The sequence below is a fragment of the Campylobacter concisus genome, assembly GCF_902460535.1.
Taxonomy (GTDB): Bacteria; Campylobacterota; Campylobacteria; order Campylobacterales; family Campylobacteraceae; genus Campylobacter_A; species Campylobacter_A concisus_AS.
The window spans coordinates 52,929-74,050 of record NZ_CABPTV010000008.1; the positions used below are offsets into that span (position 1 = coordinate 52,929).

General features: G+C 41.4%; 19 protein-coding genes. 6 read left to right on the forward strand and 13 right to left on the reverse strand.

Going from position 1 to position 21,122, the window contains the following annotated elements:
• Positions 1 to 155: 155 nt before the first annotated feature.
• From carB to FZ945_RS07565, 12 genes are all read right to left on the reverse strand, one after another.
• Entirely contained in the window at positions 156 to 3,416 is a 3,261-nt protein-coding gene (gene carB / locus FZ945_RS07510) for a carbamoyl-phosphate synthase large subunit (RefSeq protein ID WP_148803639.1), read from the reverse strand.
• Positions 3,416 to 4,171 carry a rod shape-determining protein MreC gene (mreC, locus tag FZ945_RS07515; protein ID WP_148803641.1) on the reverse strand — a complete coding sequence of 252 codons (756 nt, stop codon included), beginning with the start codon at positions 4,169 to 4,171 and terminating at the stop codon, positions 3,416 to 3,418. Before mreC ends, carB begins: the two co-directional genes overlap by 1 nt.
• The gene (locus FZ945_RS07520; protein ID WP_002939972.1) at positions 4,161 to 5,198 is read right to left on the reverse strand and encodes a rod shape-determining protein; all 1,038 of its coding nucleotides are present in this window, start codon (positions 5,196 to 5,198) and stop codon (positions 4,161 to 4,163) included. The genes mreC and FZ945_RS07520 overlap by 11 nt, the downstream gene beginning before the upstream one ends.
• A 9-nt stretch (positions 5,199 to 5,207) precedes the next feature.
• Positions 5,208 to 6,440, reverse strand: coding sequence for an ATP-dependent Clp protease ATP-binding subunit ClpX (gene clpX, locus FZ945_RS07525; RefSeq protein WP_148803643.1), 1,233 nt, complete (start codon positions 6,438 to 6,440; stop codon positions 5,208 to 5,210).
• Positions 6,440 to 7,228 (reverse strand): acyl-ACP--UDP-N-acetylglucosamine O-acyltransferase, encoded by a 789-nt coding sequence (lpxA, locus tag FZ945_RS07530; protein ID WP_148803645.1) that lies wholly within the window; start codon positions 7,226 to 7,228, stop codon positions 6,440 to 6,442. Before lpxA ends, clpX begins: the two co-directional genes overlap by 1 nt.
• 26 nt (positions 7,229 to 7,254) lie before the next feature.
• Positions 7,255 to 7,701, reverse strand: a complete 447-nt coding sequence (gene fabZ, locus FZ945_RS07535) for a 3-hydroxyacyl-ACP dehydratase FabZ (protein WP_004317884.1) — start codon at positions 7,699 to 7,701, stop codon at positions 7,255 to 7,257.
• Between the two features lie 110 nt (positions 7,702 to 7,811).
• A complete protein-coding gene (locus FZ945_RS07540) occupies positions 7,812 to 8,888 on the reverse strand; it encodes an epoxyqueuosine reductase QueH (protein ID WP_148803647.1) in 1,077 nt (358 codons plus the stop codon).
• A 26-nt stretch (positions 8,889 to 8,914) separates the two neighbouring features.
• On the reverse strand, positions 8,915 to 9,664 hold the full coding sequence (locus tag FZ945_RS07545) for an ATP-binding cassette domain-containing protein (RefSeq protein ID WP_148803649.1): 750 nt from the start codon (positions 9,662 to 9,664) through the stop codon (positions 8,915 to 8,917).
• Complete coding sequence (locus FZ945_RS07550; RefSeq protein ID WP_148803651.1) at positions 9,661 to 10,341, reverse strand: ATP-binding cassette domain-containing protein; 681 nt, start codon at positions 10,339 to 10,341, stop codon at positions 9,661 to 9,663. Before FZ945_RS07550 ends, FZ945_RS07545 begins: the two co-directional genes overlap by 4 nt.
• Entirely contained in the window at positions 10,338 to 11,138 is an 801-nt protein-coding gene (locus FZ945_RS07555) for an ABC transporter permease (protein WP_148803653.1), read from the reverse strand. Before FZ945_RS07555 ends, FZ945_RS07550 begins: the two co-directional genes overlap by 4 nt.
• The gene (locus FZ945_RS07560; RefSeq protein WP_148803655.1) at positions 11,135 to 12,073 is read right to left on the reverse strand and encodes an ABC transporter permease; all 939 of its coding nucleotides are present in this window, start codon (positions 12,071 to 12,073) and stop codon (positions 11,135 to 11,137) included. Before FZ945_RS07560 ends, FZ945_RS07555 begins: the two co-directional genes overlap by 4 nt.
• 12 nt (positions 12,074 to 12,085) lie before the next feature.
• Positions 12,086 to 13,618 (reverse strand): ABC transporter substrate-binding protein, encoded by a 1,533-nt coding sequence (locus tag FZ945_RS07565; RefSeq protein ID WP_148803657.1) that lies wholly within the window; start codon positions 13,616 to 13,618, stop codon positions 12,086 to 12,088.
• Between the two features lie 175 nt (positions 13,619 to 13,793).
• On the opposite strand from FZ945_RS07565, the gene FZ945_RS07570 reads away from it, so the two are divergent.
• Complete coding sequence (locus FZ945_RS07570) at positions 13,794 to 17,114, forward strand: DUF748 domain-containing protein (protein WP_148803819.1); 3,321 nt, start codon at positions 13,794 to 13,796, stop codon at positions 17,112 to 17,114.
• Here the strand turns inward: FZ945_RS07570 and FZ945_RS07575 are convergent.
• Positions 17,111 to 17,515: a hypothetical protein gene (locus tag FZ945_RS07575; protein WP_148803659.1), complete on the reverse strand. Its 405-nt coding sequence runs from the start codon at positions 17,513 to 17,515 to the stop codon at positions 17,111 to 17,113. The genes FZ945_RS07570 and FZ945_RS07575 overlap by 4 nt on opposite strands.
• A 114-nt stretch (positions 17,516 to 17,629) precedes the next feature.
• Between FZ945_RS07575 and FZ945_RS07580 the strand changes: the two genes are divergently transcribed.
• The 5 genes from FZ945_RS07580 (at position 17,630) to FZ945_RS07600 (ending at position 21,122) form a co-directional block, all read left to right on the forward strand.
• Positions 17,630 to 17,833 carry a tautomerase family protein gene (locus FZ945_RS07580; RefSeq protein WP_103598421.1) on the forward strand — a complete coding sequence of 68 codons (204 nt, stop codon included), beginning with the start codon at positions 17,630 to 17,632 and terminating at the stop codon, positions 17,831 to 17,833.
• Positions 17,830 to 18,327, forward strand: coding sequence for a thioredoxin-dependent thiol peroxidase (gene bcp / locus FZ945_RS07585; protein ID WP_148803661.1), 498 nt, complete (start codon positions 17,830 to 17,832; stop codon positions 18,325 to 18,327). Before FZ945_RS07580 ends, bcp begins: the two co-directional genes overlap by 4 nt.
• 9 nt (positions 18,328 to 18,336) lie before the next feature.
• Positions 18,337 to 18,978, forward strand: coding sequence for a thiol:disulfide interchange protein DsbA/DsbL (locus FZ945_RS07590; RefSeq protein WP_148803663.1), 642 nt, complete (start codon positions 18,337 to 18,339; stop codon positions 18,976 to 18,978).
• Between the two features lie 100 nt (positions 18,979 to 19,078).
• Positions 19,079 to 19,993, forward strand: a complete 915-nt coding sequence (locus FZ945_RS07595; protein ID WP_148803665.1) for a branched-chain amino acid transaminase — start codon at positions 19,079 to 19,081, stop codon at positions 19,991 to 19,993.
• 16 nt (positions 19,994 to 20,009) lie between these two features.
• Positions 20,010 to 21,122, forward strand: a complete 1,113-nt coding sequence (locus FZ945_RS07600) for a prohibitin family protein (protein WP_004317857.1) — start codon at positions 20,010 to 20,012, stop codon at positions 21,120 to 21,122.

The following is a 21,122-nucleotide window of genomic DNA, read 5'->3' on the forward strand; positions in this document are numbered from 1 at the left end:
TTTATAGGTGAAGTCTTAGATATCACCGGTATGCTTGGCGGATATAACTTGCATTTTGCCTTTGCAAGCGCTCTAAAGGTGGCTGACGCTTTAAAAAATAGCTAAAAATCAGAGTGAAATTTAGCTAGTGGCAGCCAAAACTGCCACTAAATTTATTATCTCTCGCTTAGATACTCTTGCAAGCTTTTTACTTCAAGTGCTTTGCCAGTTTGAACTGTGCTTAGAGACTTGGCAGCTGCAAGTGCTGCGCGGATCGTTGTAAAATATGGAATTTTAAATCTAAGTACATTTTGGCGTATCTTTTTGCCGTCATCCACGCTTGATTTTGTATCGCTTGTATTTATAACAAGCGCTATATCGCCGTTTTTAAGCCTATCTTCGACGTTTGGCCTGCCCTCGCTTATCTTATAGACAAACTCAGCCTCCACGCCAGCTTCGCTTAAAATTTTATGCGTTCCACCAGTTGCGACAATGCTAAAACCAAGCGCTATGAGATCTCTTGCAAGGTCTGGTGCGTAAGATTTATCAGCGTCAGCTAGCGTTAAAAATACCCTGCCCTTGCTTGGCAAAGTGTTGCTCGCAGCGATCTGGCTCTTTGCAAATGAGCTTGCAAAGTCGTGGCTGATACCCATGACCTCGCCCGTGCTCTTCATCTCAGGGCCAAGGATGAGATCGGCACCACTTAGCTTGTTAAACGGCAACACGCACTCTTTTACGCTAACATGCGAGCTTATGCGAGGTTTTAAGATGTCGCCATCTTCGTAAACGACCTTGTAATCATCATAAAATTTAAGCGCCTCACGTAAATTTCCCTGCCACATAACTCTTGTCGCCACCTTTGCCATAGGCACGCCAGTGGCCTTACTCACAAACGGCACGGTCCTGCTCGCGCGAGGATTTACCTCGATCATATAAAGCTCATTTTCATAGATAGCAAACTGGATATTCATAAGGCCGACAACGCCTAAATTTAGCGCGATATCTCTGGTTTGCTTCTCCACTTTTTTTATCATCTCATCGCTTAAACTCATCGGTGGCAATATGCAAGCTGAGTCGCCAGAGTGAATGCCAGCCTCCTCGATATGCTCCATTATAGCGCCTATATAGACCTCTTTGCCGTCACATATCGCGTCCACGTCAAGTTCTTTTGCATCTTGTAAAAATTTATCAAGTAGCACTGGCGAGTGGTTGCTAACCTTTACCGCTTCACTCATATACTCTTTTAGCTCGCTCTCGTTATGCACCCTTCTCATCGCTCTGCCGCCTAGAACGTAGCTTGGGCGAACGAGCACTGGATAGCCGATAGTCGCGGCCTTTTGCAAGGCTTCTTCTAGGCTAATGGCGGTGTCATTTTTAGGCTGAAGGACGCCTATTTTATTTATAAATTCGCTAAATTTCTTTCTATCCTCGGCCACGTCGATCACTCTTGCGGTTGTGCCGATGATCTTAGCGCCGATCACGCTTAGGCGTTTTGCAAATTTAAGCGGAGTTTGACCTCCAAAATGCACGATCACGCCGTCTGGCATTTCGCGCTCGATGACTGATCTAACGTGCTCAAAATCGATCGGCTCAAAATACAAAATATCGCTCGTGTCGTAGTCGGTTGAGACGGTTTCTGGGTTGCAGTTATACATTATCGTTTTTATGCCAAGGTCTCTTAGGGCGTAGCTTGCATGCACGCAGCAGTAGTCAAACTCTATGCCCTGACCGATCCTGTTTGGACCGCCGCCTATTATCATCACCTTTTTAGCGTCTTTTACAGGCTCTTTTTTAGGAAATTTAGTGTTATTTGTGGTTGAGTAAAGATACGGCGTTAGTGCCTTAAATTCGCCCGCGCAAGTATCTACCTCGTTGTATTCAAGCTCGATGCCAAGCTTTTGTCTAGCAAAATAGATATCATTTTGACTAAGCTCAAGATCGTCTTTTTCATTTATAAGCACAGCTATCATCTTGTCTGAAAAGCCCATGCTTTTGGCCTCTCGCAGTAGCTCTTCGTTGTTTAAGATATCCATGTCGATCTTATCTTCAAATTTAACTATCTCATAAATTTGCTCCAAAAACCAAGGATCGATCTTGCTAAACTCATGCACCTCAGCCACACTAAAGCCATCTCTAAAGGCTTGCGCTAGATATAAAATTCTTCTCTCATTTGCATTTCTGATGCCATAAATCAAAGCATTTTTCTCTAGGCTAAGGCTATTAAATCCGCAAAGATCGCGCTCTAGGCTACAAAGCGCCTTTTGGATGCTCTCTTTAAATGTCCTACCTATCGCCATGACCTCGCCAACTGACTTCATCGCAGTACCTAGATATGGGTTTGATCCTGGGAATTTCTCAAATGTAAAGCGTGGGATCTTTGTCACGATATAATCAATCACCGGCTCAAAGCTAGCAGGCGTGCCAGTTATGTCGTTTTTGATCTCATCAAGACTAAAACCAACTGCAAGTAGTGTCGCGACCTTTGCGATCGGATAGCCAGTAGCCTTACTTGCTAGTGCTGAGCTTCGGCTAACGCGTGGGTTCATCTCGATAACGATCATGCGGCCCGTTTTTGGGTCTATGGCAAACTGCACGTTGCTACCGCCAGTATCAACGCCTATCTCGCGAAGTATGGCAAAGCTAGCGTCACGCATCGCCTGATACTCTTTATCTGTGAGTGTGAGTGCTGGTGCGACTGTGATGCTATCGCCTGTATGCACGCCCATTGGGTCGAAATTTTCAATCGAGCAGACGATGATACAGTTGTCATTTCTATCTCTGATGACCTCCATCTCATACTCTTTCCAGCCAAGCAAGCTCTCTTCTATCAAAATTTCATGTATCGGACTTGCGTCAAGGCCGGTGTTGGCTAGCTCTTTAAATTCGTCCATATTATATGCCACGCCGCTTCCTGCGCCACCAAGCGTGTAGCTAGCTCTTATGATGAGCGGAAAGCCTATCTCGTTTGCCGCATTTAGCGCGTCGTCCATGTTGTAGGCATATCTACTCTCAGGCAGGTCCATGCCGATCTTTTGCATGGTCGCTTTAAAAATTTGTCTATCTTCGCCCTTTTTTATCGCCTCTGGGTTTGCACCAAGGAATTTGACATCCTTTAAAAGGCCGCTCTCAAAGACCTCCATGGCGGCATTTAGCGCTACTTGACCGCCCATCGTTGGCAAGATAGCGTCAATTTTTTCTTTTTCGATGATCTTTAAAATGCTATCTTTTGTGATAGGCTCTATATACGTTGCGTCGGCGAAATTTGGGTCAGTCATGATGGTGGCTGGGTTTGAGTTGATAAGCACTACGCGGTATCCAAGCTCTTTTAGCGTCTTGGCCGCTTGCGTACCTGAGTAGTCAAATTCGCAGGCTTGACCGATGACGATAGGGCCTGAGCCGATTAGTAAAATGGTATTTATATCTGTTCTTTTTGGCATCATTTTTCCTTTGTTACAACGTATAGGTAGTTTGGTATGTTTAGCTTTGCATAGGGCTCTACTATCACGCTTTGATAGGAGCTCTCTTTTAAAATTTTACTCACGCGCCCTACTGGCACCCCACTAAAAAATATCCCGTCAAGCCCGCTCGTAAAGACCTCGTCGCCCTCTTTTGGGCTGAGCCATTGTGGGATAAATTTAACCATTATTTGGCCTTGATTTCCATGCGCGACGCCTGGAATTTTCTCATTTCCTATATAGACTGCAAATATACTTTTTGGGTCATTTTGCAAGTAAGCTAGCGGCTTGCCGTCTTTTGCGATGACGATGCCAGCGCTGCTTCCTTGATATATGAGACCGTAAATTTTATTTGGGTCGTATCCTTCAAACTCGCTTATCCAAATTTTACTATAATCCCCGATATGCACGTAACTAAGCCCTTTTACTAGCTTTACAGCTGGGGCGTAGGCAGTTGAGTTTTTATCTTTTAAAATTTGATTTAGCTCGTTTGCAAAAGTAGATAAAAGCGTGGCTGAGCGCTCTAGCTCTTTGTTTTGCGCTCTTAGTTTTTCTATCTCGCTAGCCTGCCTAAAATATTCATTTATATAATCTTTCACGCTTTTGGCAAAATTGTCGTATGAATTTATAGCGTAGTTGCTAAATTTGATAGAAATGTTGCTTAAAATTTCGCCCTTAAACATCGAGGCGCCAGCAAGCAACGCTATAAAAACAAAAAGAACAATCTTACTCTTCATTTGTTAGCTGTTGTAAAAGTCCGATCTCTTGAAGTGCCTTGCCTGTGCCTCTAGCAACAGCAAGAAGCGGCTCATCAGCTACAAATACTGGAAGTTTAACGATATCAGACAAGAACTTGTCAAGCCCTCTAATGAGCGCTCCACCGCCAGTTAGCACGATACCAGTCTCGACGATATCGCCAGCAAGATCAGGCGGCATCATCTCAAGCACAGTTTTTAGCGCATCTGCGATCTCTTTTAGCGGCTCTCTCATCGCCTCTCTCACATCCTCGCTTGTTAGCTCAACCCTGCTTAAAAGACCGCTCACTTGGTCACGTCCTTTTACCACTACGCTTAGCTCTTTTTCAAGCTGCACAGCAGAGCCCACAGCGATCTTTATCTCCTCGCCTGTTCTCTCACCTATTAGTAAGTTGTATTTTTCTTTTATGTAATTAACTATGCTGCTATCTATCTTATCGCCAGCTGTGCGGATAGACTTTGAGATAACTAAACCGCCAAGCGAGACGACGCCGATCTCAGTCGTACCACCGCCGATATCAACTACAAGGTTGCCTTGTGGCTCGCGAACTGGTAAATTTGCACCAATAGCTGCTGCCATAGGCTCTTCTATCAAAAATACCTCTCTAGCTCCGGCACTTAATGCGCTCTCTCTAACAGCCTTTCTTTCAACCTGAGTAAGTCCGTATGGAACTGAGATGATGATCCTTGGGCGTAAGAAATTTTTCCTTCTATGAGTCTTTTCTATAAAGTAGCGTATCATCCTCTCTGTCATGTCAAAGTCTGCGATAACACCATCTCTCATCGGTCTTATCGCCTCGATGTCGCCAGGAGTTTTTCCCACCATCTCTTTTGCAGCATGGCCGACTGCTAGAATTTTTTGTTTTCCATATTTTTCACGTCTTACTGCAACAACCGATGGTTCATTTATGATTATTCCCTTATCTTTTACCAAAACCAAAGTATTTGCCGTACCTAAATCTATACCCATATCACTTGAGAAAAAACCTATAACCTGATCTAAAAACATCTATTTCCTTTACGCTGTTAATTTATTGTGCTTTACCAAAATCGGCTTTGCCTTATCTTTTACCGTCTCTTTTGAGATCACGATATCGTAGTCTTTTAGCTCTGGCAGATCATACATTATATCTGTCATGAGCTCTTCCATTATGCTTCTAAGCCCTCTTGCTCCAGTCTTGCGCTCGATAGCAAGGCTCGCTATCTCTTCAAGCGCTTCATCATCAAATTTAAGCGCAGCGCCATCGATCGCACAAAGCTTTTGATATTGTTTTAATATCGCATTTTTTGGCTCGGTCAAAATTTTAACCATATCCTCTTTTGTTATCTCATTTAATGTAGCCACCACGTGAAGTCTGCCGATGAGCTCTGGGATGAGGCCGTATTTTACAAGATCGTCTGGCTCAAGCAGGCTTAGTAAATTTTCTTTTTCATTTTTGCCACGTTTTTCTTGGTTAAATCCAAGTACATTTTTGCCAACCCTGCGCTCGATAATATCAAGAAGTCCGTCAAATGCACCGCCACAAACAAATAAAATATTTGTCGTATCTATCTGGATGAAGTCTTGATTTGGATGCTTTCTGCCGCCTTTTGGTGGGATATTTACAACACTTCCTTCGATGATCTTTAAAAGTGCTTGTTGCACGCCCTCGCCTGAGACATCTCTTGTGATGCTTCTATTTTCGCTCATTCTAGCGATCTTATCGATCTCATCAACAAATACAATGCCCTGTTCCGCCTTTTTCACGTCGCCATTTGCAGCTTGTAAGAGCCTTGTAAGGATATTTTCAACGTCTTCGCCGACATATCCAGCCTCAGTTAGGCTTGTCGCATCACAAATCGCGATAGGCACATCAAGAAATCTCGCCAAAGTCTGAGCCATCAACGTCTTGCCACTTCCAGTTGGACCAACAAGCAAGATGTTTGACTTTGAAATTTCAGTGTCGTCTTTGATGTCGCTTTGTTTAAAAATTCTCTTATAGTGGTTATATACGCCGACGCTAAAGACCTTTTTAGCCCTATCTTGACCGATCACGTAGTTGTCAAGTACCGCTTTTAGCTCCTTTGGTGTGAGCTTTTGATACTCTATTGCCTCATCGTTTTTACTCTCTTCTACACTCGTATCACCATGTATCATATCATATGCTGCTGCTATACAGTACTCGCATATATAGGCGTTTCCTTCGATATCTGCTAATAACCTTCTCTCAGCAGACTCAGCCTCGCCACAAAAATTACACTTTCTAGCCATTAATCTCTTCCTTTTGCAAGCGGAATTCCTCTTGTCGTTTCTAATATAAATTTACACATTTTTTTAACATTTTCGTCGCTGGTTTTTGTGATCAGCTCATTTGCTTGATCTTTTAGGCTGATGCCTTGATTAAACAAAAATTTATAAGCGCGAACAAGCTCTTCAACCTGCTCTTTGTCAAATCTACGCCTAATGCCAACTAAATTTAAGCTTCTTATATAGGCTCTGTTGCCCTCAGCTAGGCAAAATGGCACTACATCTTGGCTTAGCGCGCTTGCGCCTGCGACCATGCAGCTTTCCCCAACTCTAACAAACTGATGAATAGGCGTAAGACCGCCCACAACTGCGTAGTCGCCAAGCTCAACATGGCCCGCTAGAGTTGCGTTATTTGCCAAAATGATGTTGCTGCCTATTATGCAGTCGTGTGCGATGTGAGAATATGCCATGATAAAGGCGTTATCGCCGATCCTTGTTATACCATCGCCCTTGTGCGTGCCTGAGTTTATCGTGCAAAACTCACGTATAGTTGCGTGCTCGCCGATGATGACGCCAGTATCGACCTCGTCTTTATAGCTGATATCTTGCGGGATATCGCCCACGATCGCGTAGCTAAATACACGAGAGTTATCGCCGATCCTCGTCTTGCCAAGTACCCTTGCGCCTTGTTTTATCGTGACGTTGTTGCCAAGGACCGCATCTTTACTTACAAAGGCGTAGGCCTCGATATTTGCGTCATCTCCTATTATCGCTCCATCTTCTATAACAGCTGTTTGGTGGATATTTTTCATTATTTCTCTTTTTCTTAAGCAAAAGCCTATTTATCGACTATCATCGCTTTAAGTTCAGCCTCGGCGCATAGCACATCATCGACGTATGCTTTACCCTCAAGCACCCAAATATTCCCCTTGTGCTTTAGCACGTTTAATCTATACTCTAGCCTATCTCCAGGGCGGACTGGATGGCGAAATTTCGCTCCGTCTATGCTCATAAAATAGACCACTTTGTTCTCGATGCCAGCTTGGTGCTCGTCACTCATACTCTTAAACGCTAGCACGCCGCCAGCTTGCGCCATGCCTTCTATTATCATCACACCAGGATAGATCGGATGACCTGGGAAGTGCCCCTGAAATATCGGCTCGCCAATGGTTACATTTTTATAAGCGACGATGTTTTTCGCAGGCTCTAGCTCGACAACTCTATCGATAAGCAAAAATGGAAATCTATGTGGGAGAATTTTTTGAATTTCTACGACGTCTATCACGTTTTAGCCTTAGTAATGTAAATTTTGGCAGATTGTAACAAATTTATACTAAGAAAAAAATTATTAGCCTCTTTTAAAATCTCTGAAATTTAGCCTTAATAGGTCTAAATTTAGCCCTCTAAAACCAAAATTTCTTCGCTGTCGTTGTAAAAAAGAGCCTTTGCGTAAATTTCGTAGCTGCCCTTTTTGACCTCGTCTAGGATGATGATAGGATTTTGCGAAAACTCCCCGCTTATATCACGGCGAAATTTCATCTCAGCGCCAAGTTCAAGCGGTCTTTTGCAAAGCTCATCAACGCTTTTAAATTTGCTATTTGTAAATTTATTAAAGCGCTCTATACTCATAAAAACTACGCCCTCTTTTAGCTCGTCGTCCATTTCACAGTCACGCTCCACATTAAGCTTTAAATTCTCTCTTTTAAAGCCAGAGTAGAGCACAAAGTAGCTTGGCACCACAACTCCATTAAATTTAACACTAGCACGCAAAAGTCTGTAGTTTAAAAACCTTCTTCTAAAAAGGTGAAATTTCTCTCCTCTCGCTTCGCACTCGCGCACCTTTTTGTAAAGCTCAAGCCTCGCTTCTATGCTGCCATAAAGCACCCTTGCGCGAACCTCGCTCATAAGCTCACTTTGGGGCAAATTTTGCGAGTCGCGCTGTTTTTTTAGCGCAAAGACACAGCCGCAGTAGTTTTGGTGATAGAGTTTGTCTTTTTTAGCGAGGATAAACTGCTCGCTTGTGCCACCATTTTTTCTATAATCAACCGCAACCGCTTCTAAATTTGAGCCAGCCACCGCCTCATCGAGCGCCTTTTTAAGCTGAGTAAAGTCCTTTTTTGGGCTCATCAAAAGCGTTGTCGTGATCTTACTAAGTCCAAGCTCTATCGCCTTTTTAGCAGAGTCTTTCATACGAAAATCAAAGCAGTACTCGCACCTTTTGCCCTTTTCTGGCTCGTCTTCAAGCTCCTTTGTGCCACCAAGCCACGCTTCGTAGTCGTACTGGCCGCAGATTAGCTTGATGCCTAGCTTCTCGCAGCTTCGCTTCACGTCCTCAAAACGCAGTAAAAATTCACTATATGGATGTATGTTTGGATCGTAAAAATAGCCTACTATTCGCTCGTTTGGGAAGTCTTTTCGTAGGTGCTGTAAAAAGTAGTGACTATCGACCGAGCAGCAGATATGAACTAGCAAATTTGACCTTTTTTGCTTGCATTATATCAAAGTTTGCCCTCATAAAATTTAGCTGCATCGAGGTATTTTTTAAAGACATTTTGGCTTGCAAGATCATCAAATTTACCCCACGCCACTTGCTTGCCAGATTCGATTATTAGCACCTTTTGCGCTATCTTCATCGCGCTTATGATATCGTGCGTGATGAAAATTATGCTGATCTTTTCATCTAGGCTTAAAAGCAAATTTATGATCTTTCGCTTCGTTTCGTTGTCAAGTCCGCTTGTTATCTCGTCGCAGATTAGGATTTTTGGTTTTGAAAGAAGCGCTAGCAGTATCCCGACCCTTGTCGCCTCTCCGCCACTTAGCTGTGATGGATATTTGCCTAAAATTTCATCTTTTAAATTTAAATTTGTCAGAAGCTCTTTAAGCTCATTTTCGCTAAAGCTAAGCTTAAGATATGACCTCACATGAGCGATGGCTGTTTTTACTTTTAGCGCTGGATTTAGGGCTTGTTTTTGATTTTGCAAGATATATCTGATATCTTTTTTGAGCTCATTTTTGCCCGTGATCTCTTCACTGTTTATATAAATTTTGCCCCCACTTTTTGGCTCACTAAATGATATGAGCTTTGCAAGCGTGCTTTTACCACTGCCACTTTGCCCCAAAATGGCTAAATTTTCGCCATCATCAAGCTCGAAATTTATCCCCTCTAAAAGGTGCAGCACTTCAGCTCTAGCGTTAAAATGCTCCTTAAAACTTAAACTTTTTGAGACGTTTTTGAGCCTTATTTTCACGCATTTTCCTTTAAATTTAGCCGTCCATCTCTCATCTGCCAAATTTCATCACTAAGATAGTTCGTTAGCGCCTCATCGTGCGAGATAAAGATGACGCTCATCTTGCCCTTTAAGCTCTCTAAGATGCCCGCCACGTGGCTACCGCTAATGCTATCAAGACCGCTTGTTATCTCGTCGCAGACTAAAATTTTTGGCTTCAGGCAAAGCGCAAGAGCGATCTGCACACGGCTCGCCTCACCGCCACTTAGCTCGTATGAGTATTTGTGCCAGATGAGATTTGCATTATCTAGCCCAAACTCCCTAAAATAAGTAAATGCAAGCTCTTTATTTGCCCTTTTGTCGCCATCAAGATAGGCGTTAAAGTGATCGCCCACGTTTAAGAGCGGATGAAGGCTAGCAATAGAGTTTTGAAAAACAAGTGCGGCGACCTTTCGTCGGTGCTCTTTTAGCTCATTTTGACTAAGTTTTAAGATATCTTTTTTGTAAATGCTAAATTTATCCGCCCTCACTCTAAAATGATCATCAAAAAGCCTTATTAGGCTCTTTGCAAAGAGCGATTTGCCGCTGCCGCTAGCGCCTATAATACCTATAAATTTACCCTCGCTCATGTCAAAATCAAGCTCGCTCAAAAGCTTCTTATCCTTATAAAAAACGTTTAAATTTTTAATCTCTATCATATTTTTATATTGCCATTTTTTGAATTTGACGTGATGATCGAGGTTGCAAGGATGAGCAAAAAGAGCGTCACACCAGGGAAAAGCACCATCCACCAAGAGCCAAGAAAAAGCGCTTCTTTGCTCTCGTTTAGCATGATGCCAAGGCTTATTTTATTAGCGTCACTTCCCACGCCAAAAAAGCCAAGCGTGGCCTCCATGACGACCGCGTTTATCGCATTTATGCCAAAGATACTAACTATTAGATGCTTTAAATTTGGCAAAATTTCAAAGCAGACAAGACTAAATTTACTAGCACCATTTATCACGGCTTGCTCGGCGTAGTCGCACTTTTTATTAAGTCTTAAATTTTGTATAAAAACTTTTGCACCCTGCATAAACGAGCAAATGGCGATGATAAAAGAGGTTATAAGCAGATCACCGCTACTAAATGAGCTAAAAAGCATGATAAAAACGATGTTTGGTATGCTTAAAAAAGCATCAAGCCCCTTATCAAAAAGGCTCTCGCAAACTCTGCTCTTGCTCGTGCCAAAATATGCGTAGATGAGCGAGAAAAGCGTCGTTAAAAAGCCAGCTAAAAGCAAGATAAGAAGCGAGTTTTTAAGCGCGTAGGCCACTCTTATGAGATTATCCCTGCCTAGGATGTCAGTGCCAAAGATGTGTTCGCCGTTTGGAGCTAAATTTACCGCCATAAAGTCAGTGAAATTTGGCTCAAATTTAGAAAAAAATGGCGCGACAAAGGCAAATGTGACAAGCGCTAAAAATACAAAACAAGCTAGGAAAAATATGACTTTTCTCATAAATTTCTCTTATTTGTCAAGATGGCAAAAATTTTAGCTAGCAAATTTGCCAAAACGACAAAAACAGCCGTTAGCAAAATGGTCGCAAGTGCGACTGGATAGTCTTTGGCGATGACCGCATCAAGGCTAAGCTTGCCAATGCCAGGAAATGAAAAAATGCTCTCAATGACGTATGAGCCAGCAAAAACGCCAGCCACAAGAGTGGCGAAATAATAGACTATATCGGTGCTTGCGTGCTTTATGGCAAAGAGATAAATTTTGCCGCGCCCCAAACCTCTAGCGTGAGCCGTTTGGATAAAGTCGGCGTTTAGGCTTTGATTTAGCCTGTCACGCACAAATTTTACGTTTGCTCCAAGGTGTGGCAAGATGATGGCAAGCGTTGGCAAGATGATAAATTTCACCCCAACGCCGCTAGATCCTAGCTCGTTTGCCCCAGAGCTTGGTAGTACGTTTAGATAGACGCTAAAGATCGCTATTAGCACAAGTGCGATGTAAAAATGTGGCAGTGAAGCCAGCAAAAAGGAGCTAAAATTTATAAAGATATCGGCAAATTTATTCTTATAAATGGCGCTTAAAAGCCCTAAGAAAAAAGACAAAAGAGCTATCAGAAAAAACGAAGCAAAAAATAAAATGAGCGAGTTTAAAAGCCGCTCTTTAATGAGTAGCGACACACTTGCCCCACTTACAAAACTAGTGCCAAAGTCGCCCGTAACAAAGCCACCAAGCCACCTAAAATACTGCACAAAAAAGTTATCTTTTAGCCCCAAATTTTCTAAAATTTGCTCTTTTATGGCTAAATTTATCGCCTCACTTCTTGAAAACATCGCGTCAGTGACATTCCCTGGCAAAAAGTATATGAGTAAAAATAGAAAAAATGAGATAAAAAACAGCAATCCAAGGCTTGAGATCGCTGTTTTTAAAATGGCTCTAAACAAAGTTTTTATCCACTATTTTACTTGCCACTCTCTTATATTCCATAAAAATCCAGCCCCGTGATGTCCCAAAATTTGCGTCTTGATGCCTGAAATTTTGCTGTTAAAGACGAGCGGATAGTCAAGATAGGCTATAAAAATGTAAGGTGGGTTTTCATGAAGCGCTTTTAGAAATTCTTTGTAGTATTTTTTCCTAAGCTCCACGTCCTTTGTATATCTTGCGTTTTTTAAAGCGCTATCGACGTTTGCGTCCTTGTAGTGGCTAAAGTTCCAGCCATTTTCATTTACGCTCACATCGGCAAATCCGCCAAAAATTCTATATGTATGAAAGTCTGGATCAAACGGGCTTCCCCAGCCGATTACAAAGCTATCTACTTTGCTTAGATCAAAGGCTGTTTTTGGCTTTGCATAGGCTTTGGCTTTTACGCCAAATTTCTCAAACTCGCTGCTTAAAATTTTGGCTAGATTAACCCTTAAGATGTCGTTATTAAAGGCGTAGATGTCAAAGCCAAGCTCCTTGCCGTCCTTTTCAAAAAAACCAGCCTTGTTTTTCTTAAAGCCGCTCTTTTCAAGTAGCTCTTTTGCCTTTTGCGGATCGTAGCTAAATTTAAACTCGCTGTCATTTGCAAAGCTTTTTTCTATCGGATTATTCGCTACGCTTGCATATCCGTGAAATAAGCTTTTAACGATCTCATCTTTATTTACGGCGTAGTTTAGGGCTATCCTTACATTTTTATCTTGAAAGATAGGATCTTCAAGGTTAAACATCAAAGCCCTATAATCCGCACTTTTAAACTTAAGCAAGCTTAATTTCTTATCATTTTTTATGAAATTTACACCAGTTGGAGAGATGAGCGCAACGTCGATCTCACCGCTTTTTAGGCCCACAAGTCTTAAATTTTCATCGCCAACTATTTTAAAAAATACCTTTTTTATCTTTGGCTCGCCTTTATAAAATTTCTCATTTGCCGCAAATTCCAAGCTCTCATCTTTTTTCCATTTTACAAGCTTGTATGCGCCAGTGCCGATAGGGGCGTCATTAAATTTGTCAGTTGCGATATCTTTGCCCTTTAAAATGTGCTCAGGCAAAACGCCAAAGCTAAGTGCGTCAAGAAATGGCGGAAAAGGCTCGCCAAGCGTGATCTTAACTTTATAATCGCCCAAAATTTCAACGCTTTTTACCACCTCGTAGTTTGAGATAGCAGGCGCGTTTAGCTTCTTATCTTGAGCCGCTTCGATGGTAAATTTAACGTCCTTTGCGCTAAATTTCACCCCGTCATGCCAAAAAACATCATCTCTTAGCTCAAAAACATACTCCAGCCCATCTTCACTCACCTGCCAAGACTTCGCAAGCTCTGGCACCACGTGGCTATTTTCATCGTGGCTAGTAAGACCAGAGAAAACCAGCGAAAGCGTAGGATCGTGATCCTCGTCGTAGAGTGGATTTATGCGAGGTGTTTGCTCCTCGATAGCGACCACAACGGCATTTTCATTTGCATAAGCAAAGGTAGAAAATAACAAAAACAATAAAACCAAAAACCTCTTCATCACTCGCTCCTTTGTTTAAAAAATATTTGACGAATGGTAATACGAAATGCATAAAAGTATTATTAAGATAAATGTAAATTCAATGTATAGAAAATTTGAAATTTCTAACTATCTTTTAACCTTTTTTAAAGTAAAATCAGGGCTTATTTTAGCTGACAAAAAGGTAAATTTCACAATGGATAAAAAGAAAAAAATAGCTCTGATCACTGGCATCTGCGTAGTTTCACTTTTGCTTATCTACACGCTACTTGGCTTTTTTGGTCTGCCTTATGCTATCAAAAATATCGCGCCAAAGTACCTAAAAGACTACAACGCAACGCTTTTTGTAAGTGATGCTAAATTTAATCCCTTTACCTTTGAGCTAAACGCTACAAATGCCGAGCTAAATACCACTTCGCCGCTTTTTAGCACGAAGCAGATCGACCTTAAACTAAAGCCATTTTCTATCTTTAAAAAGCTAGTTGAGATAGACATTTTTAGGCTAGATGAGCCAAAAGTAAAGATCGCAAGAGATAAAAAGGCAAATTTTAACTTTAGCAATTTTATAAGCGACGATAACGCAACTAGCGAAGATAACAGCACTAGCTCGATAAATTTCGCGCTAAATAACGCCAAGATCATCAAAGGCTCATTTTCGTATAGTGATCAAAATTTAACAAAGCCATTTAACGTAAGCTTTGATGATATAAACTACGAGCTTAGCTCGCTAAATACGAAGAAAAATAGCGCTGGCAACCATACTTTTGACTCAAACTCAAGCCTTGCACATAAGATCGATCTAAAAGGCGACATCAAGCTAAATCCTGTAAAAATAGACGGCAGCGTCACTGTGAAGGACTTTAGCATAAAGCCAGTTGCGATAAGCTTTATCGACAATGACACGTTAAATCTCAAAAATGCCATTATAAACCTAAAGATAAACTACGCTTTAAAAGCCGATGAGAACGCAACTAAGATAAATTTAAAAGATGGCTTTTTAAATGTAAAAGGACTAAGCCTTGATGAAGGCGCAAATGAGCTTAGCCTTGGCGAGCTTGAGCTTCCAAAATTTGATCTTGATAGTAAGATAGCGGATAAAACGGAGGCTGAGCTAAATTTAAGCGCTGTAAATTTAAATGACATCTCTTTTAAAAGTGCTATCGCTGCGAGCGTAAAATCACTAAATTTAAATGAGATCTCGCTGCTTGCAAATTTAAATGAAAAAAGCGAACTAAACGCCACAGCCAAGCTAAAAAGCGTAGGTGCAAACGCTTTAAAAATAGATGAAGCAGATAGAAATTTAGCAAATTTAAAAGATATAAATGCTTCAAATTTAAATCTAAATTTAGTAAATAACAAAACCGCCCTAACGCTTGAAAAAATAGCACTAAATGGCATCAACGCGCCACTTAGCAAAAGTGCAAGTGCAAACATAGTAAGCGCTGGCGTGACAAATACAAGCTTTACAATGGATGGCAACAAGAGCCTTGCGAGCCTTGATGAGCTAAACGTAAAAAACATAGAGCTTAAAGCAAAAAATAAAGATATAGCAAGCGTCGCTGACGTGGCGATAAAGAGCATAAGCTTTGATCTTTTAAAAATGGCTCTAAATATCGCTAGTGTCGATGTTAATAAGCCTAAATTTACTTCAGAACTAAACGACAATGGTCTAAGCGCTGTAAGTGAGCTAGGATTTGGCGAGCAGAGCGCAAAAGCTACAAAGGCGGCAAAACACACTAAAAAAGTAGAGAAAAAGACTGAAAATAAAAGCGCTTCAAAAAGCAAAGAAAATGAGTTTAAATTTGATGTAAAAAATATAAGTATAAATAACGCAGATATCGCTTTGACGCATCTTTTTGAAGGCGAGAAGATCGCTCATAAATTTGATAATCTTTTTGTAAAAGTAGCAAATTTAAGTAGCGATTTTAGCAAGCCATTTGACGCAAAAGTGGCGATGAAAAGCTCGCAAAAGCTAAATTTGGATGTTGATTCGAAGATAAAGATCGAGCCACTTGACGTAAGCGCGAAGATCAAGCTAAATGATACAAATTTACCAAAGTATTTTGCCTATGCAAAGTCCTTTTTAGAGGCCGATCTAGCTAGCGGACAGATGAGCGCAGATGCGCAGCTTCACTACGCAAAAGATATCAAAGCAGACGCAAAAGTTAGCATCAAAGATATAAGGCTAAATGGCAAAAAAGCTGAAAAACTGGTCGCCTTTAAAAGCCTTGATCTTGAAAAAATTTCATTTGCCAAAAACGACCTTACTATAAGCGGAGTGAGCTTAAATTCACCATTTATCAAGGCTCATCTAAGCAAAGAGCGTAAATTTAACCTATCTCAGATCGTAAAAGAGGATAAAAATAAGGCCAAAACTGAGGCAAAACCTGAGAGCAAAAAAGTAGCTAGCAAAAAAGAGGACGAGCTAAAATTTAGCGTGAAAAATTTCTCTCTAAAAAATGGCGAGGTTGATTTCTCGGACGCATCGCTATTTATGCCATTTGCCACAACGATCTCAAAGCTAAATGGCAAGCTCACCGACATCGATAAAAAGCGCCCAAGCTCAGGCGAGTTTCAAGGTGTGGTTGGCAAAAATGGCTTTGCGCAGATCACTGCAAAACTCTTTCCGTTTGAGCTAAAGCAAAATACCGATATAAAGCTTGACTTTAAAGATATCGATCTAACCGACATAACGCCATATAGCGGGCAGTTTGTGGGCTATAAGATCAAAAAAGGAAAGCTAAATTTAAACCTAAACTATAGCGTCACCGACTCAAAACTAAATGGCTCAAATTTTATAAATTTTGACTCGCTTACACTTGGAGAGAAGGTTGAGTCAAAAGATGCTGTAAATTTACCACTTTCACTTGCTATCTCGATACTTAGCGACCAAAATAATCAAATAAACATCGACCTGCCAGTTGAGGGAAATTTAGACGATCCTGACTTTAAATATGGCGGCGTCATCTGGGCTGCAGTGAAAAAGCTCTTTGCCGACATCACGCTAGCTCCATTTAGATTTTTAGGCAACGCCCTAGGACTTGGCAGCAAAGATCTTAGCTCTATTGATTTTCTTGCAGGAAGTAGCGAGCTTATAAGCTCAGAAGCGCCCAAAATAACTGATTTCATAAAGCTAACTGGCTCAAAACCTAAAATGAAGCTTAGCATAACGCCAACATACTCAAAACTCGATGAGAGCTTTTATAAAAACAAAAAACTAGATCAAAAGATCAATCAAATCATCGCTTCAAGCGGCAAAGACTACATCGCGGTTTTAAATGAGCTTGTGCCAAATTTAAAAGATAGAAGCGAAAAAGCCTTAAGAGAAGAGGCGCTAAAGGGCATCGAAGTCGATAAAGCAAAGCTAGTAGAGCTTGCAAATGAGCGTGCAAATGCGGTAAAAGAGGCGCTTATAAAAGCTGGGCTTGAGGCTAGCCGCATAGATACAAACGATGCAACAAGCTCAGAGCCTAAGCAAAACACCTACACAAGCGTGCTAATGGGAGTTGCGAACTAAATTTCATTTATTTCGCTGCTTCTTGCATTATAGACAAACCAGCTAAGAAGCATAAGCATCATAAATGCGCCAAAAACGAGGCTTGCGTAAAAATATAAATTAAAATCAGCTCCGAGCAAATTTGCGTTGTGAAGGGCGATCATGACGCCAGCTAAAGCGATTAAGTAGCCAATTAGCTTGATGATGAAAATTTTAGGATTTACAATGATCAGCAAAAGGCCGCAAAGTATGATGCCAAGGGCTATTTGTAAATTTGAAACGTCAGCTTGAGCACTTGAGCTAAATGTTAAAAAGCCAGCTAAAAGTGCCATTAGTATCATTAAAACTGCATAAACCGCCCTGCTTCGTCCAAAGCCATACATAAAGCAAACAAAGCCCTTATTTTGCCTGTTATAATCCATTTTTCGCTCCTTTTGGAAGTTTGCTTATTTTAATGCCAAATTCTTAAATAACGGCTTTAATCTGAAATTTCACTCATTTTGGCTAATATTTTGCATCTTAAAAAAGGAGCAAAAATGCCTTATGTTAATATCAAAATAGCAGGCCCAGAGCCTACAAAAGAGCAGAAAGATCAAGTTTTTAAAGAAGTAACCGAGACGCTTGTGAGGGTGCTTGGCAAGAAAAAAGAGGCGGTTATGATATTTTTAGAAACTCACGATGCTGGCAATATCGGCGTAGCAGGCGAGAGCGTAGAAGATAAGAGAAAGGGGATAAAATGAGCGAATTTAGCAAAGTAGACATGGAAAGAAAGATAACACTTGAGGTTGGAGACAAGGCGCCAGAGTTTGAAGCGCTAAATCAAGACGGCGTAAAGGTTGCGCTAAAGGACTTTATAGGCAAAAACGTAGTGCTTTACTTCTACCCAAAGGACAACACTCCAGGCTGCACGACTGAGGCTTGCGAATTTAGCGCAAACTACGATCAGTTCATCAAAAATGACACCGTTATCATCGGCGTTAGCCCAGATAGCGTGAAGTCGCATGCGGGCTTTATCGCCAAGCAAAATTTAAAGCATATCCTCTTAAGCGACGAGGATAAAGAAATTTCAAAGCTTTATGGCGTTTGGCAGGTCAAGAAAAACTACGGCAAAGAGTATCTTGGCATCGTTAGAAGCACCTTTGTGATCGGTAAAGACGGCAAGATAGCTAAAATTTACAAAAGTGTAAAAGCCAAAGACCACGCCGCAAAAGTGCTAGCTGATCTTGTGAAGTAAGGAGCAAAGATGAAGCTTATAAAAATGCTAATTTTAAGTGCGTTTTTTGCGCTAAATTTATCAGCACTGACTGAAGGCGTTGAGTATCAAACTCTAGCAAAACCACTTAATGTGCCTAAAAACTCAGTCGTTAAGGTCTTTAGCTACGACTGCCCTCACTGCTATAAATTTGACCGAACTATCACAAGAAAGCTGATGGCAAAGCTTGATGGGGTCAAATTTATCCCATATCACCTAAGCACCAAAGGCAAGCTTGGCGAGACTACAAGTAAAATTTTCGCCGCTCTTATATCGATAGATGAGGCAAATGGGACTGATCTGCTAAGCGATGAGTCTAAATTTAAGCAAGCTAAATTTGCGATCTACAAAGCAAGGCACGATGAAAAAGATGACTTTAATGACGGCAAAGATAAGCAAAGATTTATCGATCTAGCGCTAAACGCAGCTCACGTGAGTAAATACGAGTATGAAAAAGCGCTAAGCTCAGATCGTGCAAAAGAGCTTTTAAACGAGTGGTTTGCCTCTTATGATGTAGCAAGCATCAGCGGCGTGCCAGCCTTTGTGGTAAGCGGAAAGTATCTGATAAATTTAAGCGCAGCATCGTCGATCGATGAGATGGCAAAGACAATAAAAGAGCTTTTAGATAAGTAACTTTAGCCTAAAATTTACGGACATTTTGGGCTTAGAAATGTAAATTTAAAGCAATTTTAGATAAACTCGGATCAAATTTCTAAAAAAGAAAGGTTTAATTATGAACGCTTCAGAATTCATCTGGATGGATGGAAAACTAGTAAAATGGGACGATGCAAAGGTACACGTTCTAACTCACTCTTTACACTACGCTAATGCTGTATTTGAGGGCACAAGAGCTTATAAAACAAAAAAAGGTCTAGCTATTTTTAGACTCAAAGACCACACAAAAAGACTTTTAAGATCAGCAAAAATGACCGTTTTAAACGTGCCTTACACTGAAGAAGAGCTTGAAAAAGCGCAGATCGAGCTACTTCGCGCAAATAAATATAACGGCAATGTCTATATCCGCCCACTTATCTTTTTAGGATACGGCGTAATGGGCGTAGCGCACACAAAAGCACCGGTTCAAACCGCTATCGCTTCATGGGAATGGGGTGCTTACCTTGGCGATGAGGGCCTAGAAAAAGGCATCAGGGTTAAAATTTCAAGCTTTGCTAAACTAGCTCCTGCTGCTCAAATGAACAGAGCAAAAGCTAGCTCAAACTACCTAAGCTCGCAAATGGCAAACTACGAAGCAAAAGAGGCTGGATACGACGAGGCGCTACTTCTTGATAGCGAGGGCTTTGTAGCTGAGGGCCCAGGCGAGTGCTTCTTCATCGTTGAAAATGGCGCATTGATCACTCCACCAAATGACAACAGCCTACTTAGCATCACTCAAGATACAGTCATAAGACTTGCTCATGACCTTGATATCGAAGTAAGAAGAGAGCGCATCACAAGAGATCAGGCATACACAGCTGACGAGGCGTTTTTTACTGGCACTGCAGCTGAAGTAACACCGATAAATAGCATAGATAACCGCATCATCGGCAACGGTGCTAGGGGCGAAGTGACAAAGAGACTACAAAAAGCTTACTTTGACGTAGTTTATGGTCTAAACAAAAAATACGAATCATTTTTAACATATATTTAAGATTTAAAGGAATGAAATGCCCGCTGATTTAAATGATTATTTCAACAAAAAAAAGCCAGGTAATGACAACAGAGGCTCAGGTCAAAATAATGACAAAGAGCCACCTTTTAAAAAGGATTTTAAAATGCCAAATATACCAAGTGGCTTTGGCAAATTTGGTGCGCTAGCCTACATCATAATTGCCATTATCGCGATCCTTGCTATCACTCAGCCATTTAAAGTGATACACTCAGGCGAGGTCGGCATCAAAGCCACAGCGGGTAAATATGAGCCAAATCCTTTGCAACCAGGATTTCACTTCTTTTTGCCATTTATCCAAAATATCATTGTAGTTGATACTAGAGTTAGGATCATCAACTACACTTCAGGCGAGGACATGGGCGAGAGCTTGCAAAAGTCTTATCAGGGAGCTGGAATTTTACGCAAAAACTCGATCTCGGTTTTGGACGCTAGAAATTTACCAGTTAGCATCGATATCACCGTGCAGTACCGCCTAAATCCAGAAAATGCACCACAAACTATCGCATCTTGGGGTCTTAGCTGGGAGAGCAAGATCGTTGATCCTGTCGTGCGTGACGTGGTTCGCAGCATCGCTGGTAAATACACAGCCGAAGAGCTACCAACTAAAAGAAACGACCTTGCTAGGCAGATCGATGAGGGCATAAGAAAAGACATCGACTCTCAGCCAAACAAGCCAGTCGAGCTGCTAACTGTGCAGCTTCGTGAGATCATCTTGCCTTCGAAGGTAAAAGAGCAGATCGAGCGCGTCCAGATCGCTAAACAAGAGGCTGAGAGGACAAAATACGAGGTTGAGCGAGCAAATCAAGAGGCTCTAAAACAAGCTGCCCTTGCAGAAGGTAGTGCAAAAGCTGCTATCATCGAGGCAAAGGGTAAGGCTGATGCCATCAAGATCGAGGCTGATGCGACTGCGTATGCAAACAAAGAGATCGCAAAAAGTGTTGATCAGAATTTGTTAAATTTAAAGCAGATCGAGACACAAAATAGATTTAATGACGCTCTAAAAGAGAACAAAGATGCCAAAATTTTCTTAACACCTGGTGGAGCTGTGCCAAATATCTGGCTAGATGCAAAGGATAGGGCAAAAGCTAGCTCGGTTAGCGAAAGGTAA